At 71.0% G+C, this 13,098-nt stretch carries 11 protein-coding genes; 1 reads left to right on the forward strand and 10 read right to left on the reverse strand.

Annotation, left to right across the window (positions count from 1 at the left end; genetic code table 11):
- Nucleotides 1-6: 6 nt before the first annotated feature.
- The 8 genes from HZF19_RS11465 to HZF19_RS11500 all read right to left on the reverse strand — a co-directional run bounded on the left by HZF19_RS11465 (nt 7) and on the right by HZF19_RS11500 (nt 10,261).
- On the reverse strand, nt 7-573 hold the full coding sequence (locus HZF19_RS11465; protein ID WP_208028923.1) for a dTDP-4-dehydrorhamnose 3,5-epimerase family protein: 567 nt from the start codon (nt 571-573) through the stop codon (nt 7-9).
- Between the two features lie 64 nt (nt 574-637).
- On the reverse strand, nt 638-2,956 hold the full coding sequence (locus HZF19_RS11470; protein ID WP_208028924.1) for a glycoside hydrolase family 25 protein: 2,319 nt from the start codon (nt 2,954-2,956) through the stop codon (nt 638-640).
- Nucleotides 2,957-3,108: 152 nt separating this feature from the next.
- Complete coding sequence (locus tag HZF19_RS11475; RefSeq protein ID WP_208028925.1) at nt 3,109-4,215, reverse strand: glucose-1-phosphate thymidylyltransferase; 1,107 nt, start codon at nt 4,213-4,215, stop codon at nt 3,109-3,111.
- Nucleotides 4,216-4,234: 19 nt separating this feature from the next.
- Entirely contained in the window at nt 4,235-6,133 is a 1,899-nt protein-coding gene (locus tag HZF19_RS11480; RefSeq protein ID WP_208028926.1) for a hypothetical protein, read from the reverse strand.
- Nucleotides 6,130-6,540 (reverse strand): hypothetical protein, encoded by a 411-nt coding sequence (locus HZF19_RS11485; protein WP_208028927.1) that lies wholly within the window; start codon nt 6,538-6,540, stop codon nt 6,130-6,132. Before HZF19_RS11485 ends, HZF19_RS11480 begins: the two co-directional genes overlap by 4 nt.
- A 296-nt stretch (nt 6,541-6,836) precedes the next feature.
- Complete coding sequence (locus tag HZF19_RS11490) at nt 6,837-8,090, reverse strand: lipopolysaccharide biosynthesis protein (protein ID WP_208028928.1); 1,254 nt, start codon at nt 8,088-8,090, stop codon at nt 6,837-6,839.
- A 106-nt stretch (nt 8,091-8,196) separates the two neighbouring features.
- Nucleotides 8,197-9,360: a molybdopterin-synthase adenylyltransferase MoeB gene (gene moeB / locus HZF19_RS11495; protein WP_208028929.1), complete on the reverse strand. Its 1,164-nt coding sequence runs from the start codon at nt 9,358-9,360 to the stop codon at nt 8,197-8,199.
- Between the two features lie 109 nt (nt 9,361-9,469).
- Nucleotides 9,470-10,261 carry an SIR2 family NAD-dependent protein deacylase gene (locus HZF19_RS11500; RefSeq protein WP_208028930.1) on the reverse strand — a complete coding sequence of 264 codons (792 nt, stop codon included), beginning with the start codon at nt 10,259-10,261 and terminating at the stop codon, nt 9,470-9,472.
- Nucleotides 10,262-10,368: 107 nt separating this feature from the next.
- Between HZF19_RS11500 and HZF19_RS11505 the strand changes: the two genes are divergently transcribed.
- Nucleotides 10,369-11,031 carry a hypothetical protein gene (locus HZF19_RS11505; protein WP_208028931.1) on the forward strand — a complete coding sequence of 221 codons (663 nt, stop codon included), beginning with the start codon at nt 10,369-10,371 and terminating at the stop codon, nt 11,029-11,031.
- Here HZF19_RS11505 and HZF19_RS11510 read toward each other — a convergent pair.
- Nucleotides 11,028-12,485, reverse strand: a complete 1,458-nt coding sequence (locus HZF19_RS11510; RefSeq protein WP_208028932.1) for a leucyl aminopeptidase — start codon at nt 12,483-12,485, stop codon at nt 11,028-11,030. The two genes, HZF19_RS11505 and HZF19_RS11510, sit on opposite strands and share 4 nt — an antisense overlap.
- Nucleotides 12,485-13,054, reverse strand: coding sequence for a cob(I)yrinic acid a,c-diamide adenosyltransferase (locus HZF19_RS11515; RefSeq protein WP_208028933.1), 570 nt, complete (start codon nt 13,052-13,054; stop codon nt 12,485-12,487). Before HZF19_RS11515 ends, HZF19_RS11510 begins: the two co-directional genes overlap by 1 nt.
- Between the last annotated feature and the right edge of the window lie 44 nt (nt 13,055-13,098).

Raw genomic sequence — 13,098 nt, forward strand, 5'->3', positions numbered from 1 at the left:
GCATCATCAGGTTCGCAGACCGTTGTGCGGTCGCCAGCGGGGCTCGATCTCCGAGCGCCGCGGGTTCTTCCGATCACGATCGGACAGGATGGGGTCGGCCACGCCCCAGTCCGCGCCGATCTCGGGGTCGTCCCAGGCCACACCGAGCTCGTCGGCAGGGTTGTAGTAGCCGTCGACCAGGTAGGTGATGGTCATGTCGGTGAGCGCGGCGAACCCGTGGGCCACGCCCGGTGGGATGAACACCCCGCGGTGGGAATGGGTGCCGTCGGGCTGGCGCCCCAGGTCGAGGGTCATGGTCGCGCCGTCGGTCGGTGAACCGACCCGGAGGTCGTGGAGCACCACCCGTGCCGTGCCGTAGGGGACGTACCAGTAGTCCGCCTGGTGGAGGTGGTAGTGGAGACCGACAACGGCTCCCGCTTGCCGGTCACCGCGGTTGCCCTGCACCATCTCCCGCCCCTGCGGGAACCATGCTCTGCGGTAGGTCTCGACGAAGAACCCACGATCGTCGCCGTGGACGACGGGATCGACGAGGTACACGCCGGCGATCGTGTCCGATTCCGTGATGGTGGCCATGGGACGGCCACGCTACCGCCTGGGCAGCCCTGGGGGTGTCCGCTCCATCCCGATCGGGACGACCTCACAGGATCCGGCAGCCGAGCAAGGGGTTGGTGCTGCCCGGTCCCACGTTGATCGCGTACAGGCATACCTGCTGGGGTCCGGGTGCGACGGCGATCGTGATGTCGAACCCGTGGTTCGGCCCGGAGTCCGGATAGACGAGCGCCACGTCGGGCCGCGCCACACCGGCGGTGAAGGACCCACCCCAGCCCCCGTTCACGTACGCGTGGACGGTCACGGGTGCGGCCGTATCGGGATCGATCACCCAACCTTGGAACCTCACCTGGTTCGATGACCGGCTGGCGGAATCGACGGTCCCGAACGGGCTCCGGTTGGCGGTGAACGCCCGGCAGCCGATCAACGCGTTCGAACCGGCGGCCACGTTGATGCCGTAGACGCACAGCTGATGGGTCCCGTCGGAGGTGGGTGGCACCGTCACGGTGAAGCCGTGCGACGAACCGAAGGAGGGGAAGGCGGCTCCGACATCGGGACGGTCCCCGTTGGCCAGCCCTTGCCCCGCCCACCGGCCGTCGACGTAGACGTGCACCGCGATCGGCGCTGTCGTGTCAGGGTCGAGCGCCCACCCGCTGACCCGGAGGACCTCAGCGGCTTGCACGCCGTCGACGCTGCCCAGCGGATCGCCGGACACGGGGACCTTCCGACAGCCGATCGTCTGGTCACCGGCGCCACCGAACACGTTCACGGCCCGCACGCACACCTCGTGCGGACCGCCACCCACGCCGTCCACCGCGATCCGATACCCGTGGTTCGCCCCGTACGAGGGGAACACGAGCCCGACATCGGGGCGGCTCTGGTCGGCGGTCACGGTGGCCCGGAGCTGTGAGTCCACCAGAACCTGGACGACGATCGGGTCCGCGGTGTCGGGGTCGAGTGCCCACCCCGACACCGTCACCGAGCCGACCCCGGCCTGGACCGCGTCCACACTGCCCACCGGGACGCCGTCCAGCACGAGCACCGATCGGCACCCGAGCAAGGGGTTCGTGTCGCCAGTGCCCACGTTGATCGCGTACACACAGGCCCGGTGCGGGCCGCCGCTGACGGCGCCGACCTCGAACAGCCACCCGTGCCTCGGCCCCGCACCCGGGAACGTGCTCTGGACATCGGGCCGCTCGAGATCGGCCGTGGTGGAACTGATCCAGCGGCCGTCGAGGTAGAGGTGGACATCGATCGGCGCGGTGGTGTCCGGATCTGCGGCCCAGCCTGCGATCCGCAGCGTCCCGCTGGCGGGCGACGACGCGCCGTCGACCGAGCCCACCGGGTTCGGCACGACGGTCCGGCACCCGAGCAGCGGGTTCGTGGTGCCCGGGCCGGTGTTGATGGCGAAGGCACACACCTCGCGGGCCCCGGGACCGACCGGGATGGTGGCCTGGAAGCCGTGGTTCGAACCGAAGCCGGGGTACGCGGCGCCGACGTCGGGGCGGGAGCCGTTCGCGGTCACGGATCCACCCCAGCGGTCGTCCACGTAGAGGTGGACGTTGACCGACCCGACGGTGTCGGGGTCGATCGCCCACCCGGTGACCGTCAGGGCCCCCGGCGCGAGCGACGCGCCGTCGAGCGAGCCGAAGGGGTTCCCCACGGCCACACCGCTCGTCGGTCCCGCCATCGCGACCAGGTTCGACGCCGCGCAGCAGAAGCGGTTCATGTCCACGTTGCCGATGATCCCCGGGACCTGGCCGGTACTGGAGTACTGCCAGAACGTCCAGGTGCCCCAGGCGCTGGGCACGTAGGTCGGCACCGGCTTCGTGGTGTAGGAGGGCAACCAGAGCCGGTACCCGGACAGCGCGGTGGTCGAGGCGAGTTGGTCCTTCCAGAAGAAGTACCCGGTGTAGACCACGGGACGGCGACCCGTGAGCGCCTCCACCTCCTGCAACCAGGTCAGGCTCCACACGACCAGATCGTTGGGTGACAGCCCACCGGTCTCCTCGAGATCGAACATCGGTGGGAGGTCGAGGGGACCACCCATCGAGCCCGTCCGGGAGACGAAGTAGCGCGCCTGGGCCTGGGCGGTCGACATCGGGAGCGCGGGGCGGGCGTAGTGGTACGCCCCCCGGTAGAGCCCGGCGCTGGCGATGCCCGACCAGTCACTGGCGAAGTACGGGTTGGTGTAGGTGGTGGCTTCGGTCGCCTTGACGTACGCGAACGAGTGCCCTGCCGCCTTGACCTGGGCCCAGTCGATGGGGGCCCCGTTGGGATGCTGGTAGGAGGCCACGTCCACCCCGGTGATGGCGGCCGCGGGCAGCACCGGGACGAGCACCGCCGTGGCGATGGCCACCGCGAGGGCTGCTCGGCTGGCCAACCACACGGCTGGGACATGAGGCATGGGGAGAGGACCTCCGGGTGGGTCGGAGCGCGCCGTCGCCGCGCGACCGTCGCCCTTCCCTATCGGAACGGCCCGACCCGACCGTTAGCGATCGGGCACGATCGGGCCCCCACTCTCACCCTGTGCGCGAGCGGCTCCCTCCCGAGTCGCTCTCAGTCCAACTCGACCACGGAATGGTCACCGAGCATCAGCCGGGTGGCCCGCGGTAGCAACCCCGAGCGGCGGACCTCGACCTCCCGACCGATGAGGGAATCGAACAGGCGCGGCACCCCGATGATCCGGCTCTTGTCCAGAACCACGGAGTGCTCGACCTCGGAGTCCACGATCTCGCATTCCCGGGCCACGGCGGTGAAGGGCCCGATGTAGGAGTTGATGATCCTCGTGCGAGCCCCGATGACCGCCGGCCCGCGCACCCGGGACCCGATCAACTCGGCGCCGGCTTCGAGGACCACTCGGCCGTCCACCTCCGACGCCTCGTCGACGAAGCCCTCGATCTTCGGGTCGATTGTCTCGAGCACCCGCCGGTTGCTCTCGAGCAGCGGGTCCTTCTTGCCGGTGTCCAGCCACCATCCCTCGAGGACCTCGTGGCGGACCCGATGGCCGTGGTCGATCAACCACTGGATGGCGTCGGTGATCTCGAGCTCGCCGCGCGCCGAGGGCTTGATCGCGGCCACGGCTTCGTGGATCGCGGAGGTGAACAGGTAGACGCCGACGAGGGCCAGATCCGACGGAGGGTCGGGCGGCTTCTCGATCAGGCGCACGACGTGGCCGGCGTCGTCGACCTCCGCCACCCCGAACCGATGAGGATCGGGGACGTGGCAGAGCAGGATCTGCGCCGACGGCGGGCGGTGATCGTCCTCGAGCGTGGGCTCTGCTGCCCGCCGCCGATCGGCCTCGAAACGCTCGATGAACTCCACCAGCCCCTGCTGGAGCATGTTGTCGCCGAGGTACATCACGAAGTCGTCGTCGCCGAGGAACTCACGGGCGATCAACACGCAGTGCGCCAGGCCCAGCGGAGCGTCCTGGGGGATGTAGGTCACCTTCACCCCGAACTCCGAGCCGTCGCCGACCGCTTCGCGGATCTCCTCCGCCGTGTCACCGACGATGATGCCGATCTCGTCGATCCCCGCCTCGGCCATGTCCTCGATCCCGTAGAAGAGGATGGGCTTGTTGGCGACCGGCACGAGCTGCTTGGCCGAGGTGTGGGTGATGGGCCGCAGCCGCGTACCGGCCCCGCCCGAGAGGATGAGCCCCTTCACGGCGTGGTGTCTACCACGCTCAGATGGTCCGGCAACCCAGCAGCGGGTTGGTCGTGCCCGGCCCCACGTTGATGGCGTACACGCACAGGGTCGCCGGTGCTGCGCCGACGGGAACGGTGACGTCATAGCCGTGGAGGTCGCCGAAACCCGGGAACGCGGCGCCGACGTCCGGGCGAGCCGTACCGGCCGTGTAGGCGCCTCCCCAGGCGCTGTCGACGTAGACGTGGACCGCCACCGCGCCGGCGGTGCTGGGGTCGAGCGCCCACCCCGTGAGCCGGACGACCCCTCCCGGCACCCGTGCCGCCCCGTCGAGGCTGCCCAGCGGCGTCCCGTCGGGCACGTCGACGACCCGGCAGTTGAGCAGCGGGTTCGTGGCACCCCAGCCGACGTTGATGCCGTAGGCGCAGAACGTCCGCCTCCCCGGTGCGGCGGCGGCGAGCACCCGGTACCCCCGGTTCGGCCCCCACCACGGGTACACCTTCTCGACGTCGGGGCGTGATCGGTCGGTCACCCCCATCCCGCCCCAGCGCCCGTCGACGTACACGTGCACCCCGATCGGGCCGGTGGTGTCCGGGTCGAGGGCCCAACCTTCGACCCACATCCCACCCGGCGCCATCGCCGTCGAGTCCACGTTGCCGAACGGCTCGCCGCTGATGACCACCCGGCGGCAGGCGAGGAGCGGGTTGTGATCACCGTAAGGGCCGACGTTGATGGCGTACACGCACACGTCGTGCGGCCCGCCGCTCACACCCGGCACCACCGTCTGGAAGCCGTGCCGGTCCCCGTAGCCGGGGATCGCGGCCGCGACGTCGGGTCGTGGCTGGTCGGCACGCACCGCACGGACCCAGGTCCCGTCCAGGTAGACGTGCACGTCGACCGGATCACTGGTGTCCGGGTCGATGACCCAACCGGCGACGGCGATCCACGCTGCCCCGGGGCTGGCGCTGTCCACGCTCCCGAGCGGCAGGGCCACCCGGTCACCCCACGGCGTGCTCGCCACCCGGGGTGGGGCGCCGCAGTCGCCGCGCCCCAGGCTGAGGTCGCAGAGCCCCCCGGCCGTGGACCACACGAGACTGGTCCGGGCGTTGGCCCGGATCGGTTTGTCGGCGGAGATGGTCACCGGGTAGCCCGTGTCCTGCTTGAGCCAGAACCGGTACTCGCGGCCGTTGTAGCTGATCACGTAGAACGGTGCGGTCACCGGCGTCGGCCCCGCACCCGGGACGGCCCAGCCGGCGAACCCCTGCGCCTTGGCCGGGTCGACGTAGTGGCACGGCAACGACGTGGCGAACAGGCGGCAGGACCGGGTCTCCATCCCGCCGTCGCGGGTGACGGTCGAGTAGATGGTCAGGTTCCGCAGCCGTGCGCCGTCGAAGATGAAGTTGTAGATGTCCTCGCAGATGGAGGTGGTGGCGCAGCCGTACCACGGTCCCCAGGCATAGGCACGTGACGGGCTGGTGCACCATCGCTGCGCCATCACCGTGGCCGCCTGCTCGGCTGAGGTCGCGGTCGAGATCGCGGTCGCGGCCGTCAGGTTCCACGCCCCCGCGGAGTCGAACTGCCACATGCCCACCCCGGGATGCCAGAACGCCCGCTGGTACGGCGTCGCCTTGTCGCCGAAGGCCCACAGGGCCGCCTGGGTGTCCCACCGGCTGAGGGTCATGGGCGACGGCGCCTGCATCCCGCTGGCCCCGGTCTCGGGGTAGGTCGGGGCCATCATCATCGCCGCCAGCTGGTCGCGGCTGAGTCCGCAGGCCTTCTTCTGGTCGGCCCAGTAGAGGATGTCGTCGAGCGGGGTCTGCCCCATGCCCCGGGCGGACGCGGGACTGGCCGAGCCGGCGAGGGGGATGGGCACCGGCACCGCGCCGCACACCGACACGATGACCAGCACCAGGATCACGAGGCGCCACACCGCCTTCACCGGCCCACCCCCTGCAGTTCGGGCTCGCGATCCTCGAGGGGGGTCGCCAGGACCGGGTCGTCCACGACGATGACGAAGTCGGCCGCCCTGCCAGGGGCGAGCTCGGCGAGGGGTCGGCCTTCTGGGTCCACGACGGCTCCGCGAACGCTGGCGATGACGTCGCCGGCCGCGTCCCGCCAGGTCGCGATCACCGCGGGAGCCTCGATCGCCCGGTCGGAGGTGTTCGCGGCCGAGCCGTAGAGGACGTAGGGGAAGGATCCTCCCACGGTGTCGCGGTACGCGGGGATGTCGAGGCGATCGGGGCGACCGAAGGGCCTCACCCAGTAGACGGAGAGCTCGAGCGGGGCGGGCTTTGGCTGCGGATCGAGTGCCGTCCCAAGAGCGGTCGAGGTGGTCGGCGCGACCACCGCCGCCGTGGTCGGTGCGGTCCCCGAGCCAGCGGATGTGGGCGGCGGCGGGGGTGTGGTGGGCGGCGGTGCCGCCTCGCCGCCGGACCGTGAGCAGCCGAGTGCCATCACCAGGCAGGCCGTCACGAGCAGCTGGTGGCGCCGGGGGCGGCGGTCGGAGGGACGAGCTGGGCAGGAAGTCATGACCGGTTGTCGCACGTCGGCCGCGCCAGGTGCGCGGACCTCCGCCCGGCCAGAGCGTAGCAAGCAGACCACACTCCGCTGGTCGATGGTGTCGCCGGCCAGCGCTCGCAGCCCTACTGCTGCACCGGAAGCTCGGCCATCGCCTCGCTGAGATCGAGCACCCGTCCCCGGGCGTGACGGCGGAGCAGGACGGCCACGTGGCCCCCCATCCACAGCATCGCCACCAGGCTCCCCGCCAGCAGCCCCAGCTCGACCCGGAGGTAGAGATCGTCGCCGAGTGCCGTCACGGCGACGAACACCCCCAGCGCGACGAACCAACCGAGGGCCATGCGGCTGTGCGACGCCAGGGCGACCAGCGCCTGGTCGAGGCAGATCGCGGCCATGACCACCACGAAAGCGATGGCCAGCAGGGCCAGGTCGCGGCTGGTGAGCGCTGCCTGCGCGCCGAACGCCAGGTCGATGAAGCGCGGTCCGACCACGGCGGCAGCGATGGTGGTGACCGAGCCCACCGCGAGGATGGCGACCACCAGCCGCACCAAGGCCCGCTCGAAGTCGGCATAGGCACCGGTGCTCGCCAGCCGGGACAGCTTGGGCAGCAGCGACGCCAGGATCGCCTGGAACAGGAACAGCGGGATGCGCGCCGTCTGCAGGCCGTTGAGGAACACGCCCGCCGCCTGGCGCTGGTCGGCGGTGGCCAACCAGTCGACGGCGATGGTCCCGCCCTGGATGAGCAGCGAGAGCGACACGGTCCCCAGCAGGAGCCATCCCAGTGCCGTCGTCAACTCCTTCCACGAGGCTTCGGGACCGTCCTGGAGCAACCCTCGGGGCCGGGCGAGGGCCACGGCGATCCCGAGGAACGGCGTGACCGCGAACAGCAAGCCGTAGGCCCCGACCGCGGTGATGCCTGCGGCGGCGAGCGCGGCGGCGAGGACGACCCGGCTCACGCCGTCGGTGGCGAAGAAGCTCGCGTAGGCACCGAAGCGATGGTGGGACGAAAGCACGCCGCGGGTGAGGTGCCCGGCGCAGAAGGCCAGCAAGCCCACCACGAAGGCCACCAGCAACCACCCGTTGACGGTGTCGCGCCGGACGAACGCCTGCCCGACCAGCACCAGCGTGCAGACCCCGGCTGCGAACACGGCCCCCAGTGCCACCGCTCGGCGGATCACCGGGCCGGCACCGATCCCCCGGGCACGGCGGGCGGACACCGCCCGGGCCACCTCCTGCTCGAGCGGCTGCATGATGCCGTTGCCCACACCGAACACCAGCGCCCACAGCACCCCGAGCGCGCTGTAGTCCTCGGGCGTCAGCCGGCGCGAGGCGATGGCGAGGAAGGCGATCAGGGCCGCGCCGTTCACGGCCAAGCCCACCGCGACCGGGATGGCCCCCTCGGGCAGCGGGTTCTCCCGCCGGATGCGTTCGATCAGCGTGATCGACGCAATCTAGGCGAGGCGCCCGGACGGCCCGCGCTCCTGCCTACCGGGGATGCGGCATGCAGTGCTCGTCGTACTCGGCGATCACGATCTCCTCAGCCGGGATCGAGCATGCCGGGCACTTCGGGTCACGGTTGATCTTGTAGGTGCGGAACGACTCCTCCAGCGCGTCGTAGACGAGCAGGCGTCCCGACAGCGAGTCCCCGAGCCCCAGGATGAGCTTGATGGCCTCCATGGCCTGGATCGACCCGATGATGCCGGGCAGCACCCCGAGCACCCCGGCCTCGGCGCAGGAGGGCGCCAGCTCGGCGGGTGGCGGCTCGGGGATGAAGCACCGGTAGCACGGCCCGTCGTGGGGCTTGAAGACGGTGGCTTGACCCTCGAAGCGGAAGATCGAGCCGTGCACCACCGGGGTCCCGGTCTTCAGTGAGGCGTCGTTGAGCAGGTAACGGCTGGGGAAGTTGTCAGCCCCGTCGACCACGATGTCGTACTGCGAGAGCAGCTCGACCACGTTATCGGCGCCCAGACGCGTGTCGTGGCCCACGACGTTCACGTCCGGGTTGAGCGCGCTCAGGGTCTTCTTGGCCGAGTCGACCTTGCGCTCGCCGACCCGGTCGACGTTGTGGAGGATCTGGCGCTGCAGGTTGGACTCGTCCACGACGTCCATGTCGATGATGCCGAGGGTGCCCACGCCAGCCGCCGCGAGGTAGAGGGCGGCGGGTGAGCCGAGGCCGCCCGCGCCGAGCAACAGGACCTTGGCGTCGAGGAGGGCGAGCTGCCCCTCCTCGCCGACCTCGGGGAGCAGGAGGTGGCGGTGGTAGCGGTTGCGCTGGGCTGGTTCCAGCACCCGGGGGGTGGCCCACTCTCGACCCTCGTCCTTCCAGCGGTTGAACCCCCCTGCCATCGAGACCACGTCGGTGTAGCCCAGCTCGGTGAGGGTCTTGGCCGCGAACGCCGAGCGGTTCCCGCCCGCGCAATAGATCACCAGCGGGGTGTCACGCCCGGGAACCAGGTTCTCGATCTTGGACTCCAGGTGCCCACGAGGGACGAAGACCGAACCGGGAATCGTCCCCTGCTCGTGCTCGTCCGGCTCCCGCACGTCGAGCAGCACGACTCCCGGGCGGGTCCGTAGCTCGTCGGCCTCGGCGGTGGTCACCTCGCGGATCTCGGCCTTGGTCTTGGAGAGCAGGTCTCGATAGGTGGGCATCGGCGGTCCCGTCTGCGATCTGGCCGGCACAGGCCCGGCTCGGACCTGAAATCCTACCAACCTGGTCAACTATTCGGCCACGGCGGACATTCCCCGGGGGGGTCCAGCGTCAGGCCTGGTCCGAATCCTGGCCCACGAGATCGGGCAGGATGCGGCTGAGCGAGCCGTGCACGACGAGATCCGCCAGCGGGTCCATCTCCGTCGGATCCGCGTTGACGATGAGGATCGTGGCTCCTGCCCGCTTGGCGTGGGGCACCATGCCCGCCACGGGGTAGACGGACAGCGTCGATCCGGCGGCGAGCAGGAGATCGCACGCCTCGGCGGCGTCGAAGGCCCGGATCAGGTCCTCGGGGCGGAGGCCCTGACCGAACGAGATGGTGGCCGACTTGAGCAGGCCACCGCAGTCGAGGCAACGGGGGTCCGCCTCGCCGGCCCGCACCCGGTCCAGGGTCGGCCCCGCCGGCTCCCGGCGCTCGCAGGCCAAACACACCACCTCGTGGATGGTGCCGTGGACCTCCACCACCCGAGCGGGGTCGTGCCCTGCGGCCTGGTGCAGCCCATCGATGTTCTGGGTAACGAGCGAGTGCAACACTCCACGGCGCTCGAGCTCCACCAGGGCCCGGTGGCCGGCATTGGGCTGCGGGGCGAGCTCGATCCAGCGCAGGCGCCCCTGCCAGGCCAGAGCACGCACCTCCGGGTCCCGGAGGTAGTGGTCGATGTGCGCGGTCCGTTCAGCCTTCGGGTTCTTGGTCCACAGCCCGTTCGGGCCCCGGAAGTCGGGGATCCCGCTGTCGGTGGAGATCCCCGCACCGGTGAGCACAGTGACCGATCGGGCCGCCTCGAGCAGGGTTCGGGCGGCGGCGATGGCGGCCGGGTCGGGCTCGGGCATCCAGTCGGCCATGGACCCAGCCTGCCACCGTCCGACCTTGACAGCCGGCCGACGAGCTGCCAGGTTGCACGAAACATATCTAAACAACACGACACATCATCTGAAAGGCGGAGATCGCGATGCCCCTCACCGAACCCTCCTTCCCACAGCAGCGCTTGGCCGTGGAACCGTGGCCCGATCCGGTGATCGACCAGCTCGGGCACGACCCCCGCTCCACCTACGTCGAGAAGTTCTGGTTGGGCGTGCTCGGCCCGTCGACCGTGTGGCTGCTCCGGCGCGTCGCGGACCAGCTCGACGCGCACCCCGAAGGCTTCACCCTCGACCTGGCCGAGACCGCCCGGGCCATCGGGGTCGGCATGCGGGGTGGCCGCAACTCCCCGTTCATGCGATCGATCGATCGCAGCTGCCGCTTCGGGGCCGCTCGCTACCTCGGCGCCGACACCCTCGCCGTCCGCCGCAAGCTCCCCCCACTGACCCGCCAGCAGGCACTCCGGCTCCCCGAGTCCCTCCAGCGCGAGCACCAGAGCTGGCTCGAGCGGGGTGCCACCCCCAACACCCCCGGGGTCACCGTCACCGAGATGCGCGAGCGGGCACGGGGGCTGGCCCTGTCGATGCTGGACCTCGGAGAGGACGTCGAGGCCGCCGAGCGGCAGTCGCACCGCTGGCACTTCCACCCGGCCCTGGCCCACGACGCAGTGCGATGGGCGGTAGCCCACCGCAGCCAGCCGACTGCCCCACCGCTCACCCCGGCTCGCACCGAACCCTCGGCAGTGAGCAGCTAGGACTCGCTGCGGAAGGTCCTCGCCAGCTCCAGCAGCGTCCGAACCCCCCAACCGGTGCCGCCGGGGCTGACGTCGGCCTCGGCGGCATCACCCCACCAGGCCACGCCCGCGATGTCGAGATGCGCCCAGGGGATCCCCGCTCCCACGAACTCCCGGAGGAACATCGCGGCCGTGATCGTGCCGGCGTCCTTGGTCTTGGAGATGTTCCGCAGGTCGGCCACCTCCGAGTCGAGCCGGGGCCGGTACTCGTCGGGCATCGGCAAGGGCCACACCCGCTCCCCCACCCGTTCCGCGGCAGCGCGCACCTCGTCGATCCAGTGCAGGTCGTTCCCCATCAGGCCGGCGATGCGGTTGCCGAGCGCGACCTCCACCGCCCCAGTGAGGGTGGCGAGGTCGACGATGGCGTCCGGCCGAGCCTCGGAGGCGAGTGACAGGGCGTCCGCGAGGATGAGTCGGCCCTCGGCGTCGGTGTTGAGCACCTCCACCGTCTTGCCGTTGCGGATCTTCAACACGTCACCCGGCCGGGTCGCGTCACCCCCGCTCATGTTGTCGGTCAGCGGCAGGTAGCCGCTGACCCGGCAGCGCGGGGCCACCGCCGCCAGGGCCGAGAACGCGCCGAGCACCGCGGCGGCGCCGCCCATGTCGTCCTTCATGGTCATCATGCCCTCGGCGGTCTTGATCGACAGCCCACCGGAGTCGAAGGTGATGCCCTTGCCCACCAGGGCCAGCGAGCCCTGCGGGTCGTCCGGCTCGTAGGTCAGCTCCACGAACCGGGGCGGGTTCGTCGAACCTCGGTTCACCCCGAGCAGCCCCCCGAGCCCCGCCTCGGCGATCTCGTCGGGGCCGAGCACCGTGACCTGCAGGTTCTCCCGCTCGGCCACCTCGACCGCGGCCTCTGCGAAGAGCGCCGGGGTCAGCTCCCCGCCAGGGGTGTTCACCAGGTCGCGTGCCAGCGCGACCGCCTCTGCCACCCGCCTGCCCCGCTGCACGGCGGCCTCGCGGTCGTCGCCGTCCACCGACGTGCCGTCCACCAAAACCAGTCGCTCCAGCCCCACCGGCGAGGGATCGGACTTGTAGCGGACGAACCGGTAGCCCGCGAGCAGGCTGCCTTCGACGATCGCCTCGATCGCCGCCACCCGGTCCTCGGTGGGCAGCAGCTCCGGCAGGGTCAGCGCTACGGAGCGCCGCCGGGCACACGCCCGGGCGGCGATCGCGGCAGCACGGCGCACCCCGAGCACGTCGACCTCGGCGGAGGGGCCCACGCCGACGAACACCTGCGTGGTGCCGTCGTCGCGCACGATCGTCGCCACCTGGTCGACCTTGCCCTCGAAGCCCTGCCCCGTGAGGGCCTCCACCGGCACACCGGCCGACTCGAGCCGATCGCTCGGCACGCCGACCACGACGACGTCGACGCCGGCGGGGACCGTCCTGCGATGCTCGAACGAGACAGCCATCACGCTCCCTTCTCGGCCTCACCGGCGAGAGGCGCCACAGCTCGGGCGGTGAGCGAGTCGCCCTCCTGCCAGCGGGCCATGGTCCACAGCAGGTCGCTCAGCCGGTTGAGGTAGGCGACCACCCGCGAGCCGGGCGCGGCGGCGGCCAGGCTGTCGCGCTCCGCCCGCCGTACGACGGTGCGAGCCACATCCAGCGCAGCCGCCACCCTATTCCCGCCCGGCACCACGAACTCGGACGGCATCGTGAACCGCGCGCTCAGGTCGTCGATCCGGCGCTCCAAGCTCGCCACCATGGCGTCGGTCACGAGGGTCTCCCCGGCGACGAGCTTCGCCCGGTTGGTCTCGTCCGTGGCGAGATCCGCCATCAGCACCCACAGGTCGCGCTCGATGGCCACGAGGAGCTGATCGAGCTCGGATCCCGGCTCTGCCTCGGCCCTCGCCAGGCCGATGAACGCCTGGGCTTCGTCCACGGTTCCATAAGCCGTGGGGAGGGCGGAGTCCTTCGCCACCCGGCCACCGAAGTACAGGCCGGTCGTCCCGTCGTCGCCCTTGCGGGTGTAGATCCTCATCGAGCCCGAGCCTACGCGGCTGTTCTCCAGGGGGAGGAGGCCCT

It is taken from the genome of Rhabdothermincola sediminis, from assembly GCF_014805525.1.
Classification (GTDB): domain Bacteria; phylum Actinomycetota; class Acidimicrobiia; order Acidimicrobiales; family Acidimicrobilacustridaceae; genus Rhabdothermincola; species Rhabdothermincola sediminis.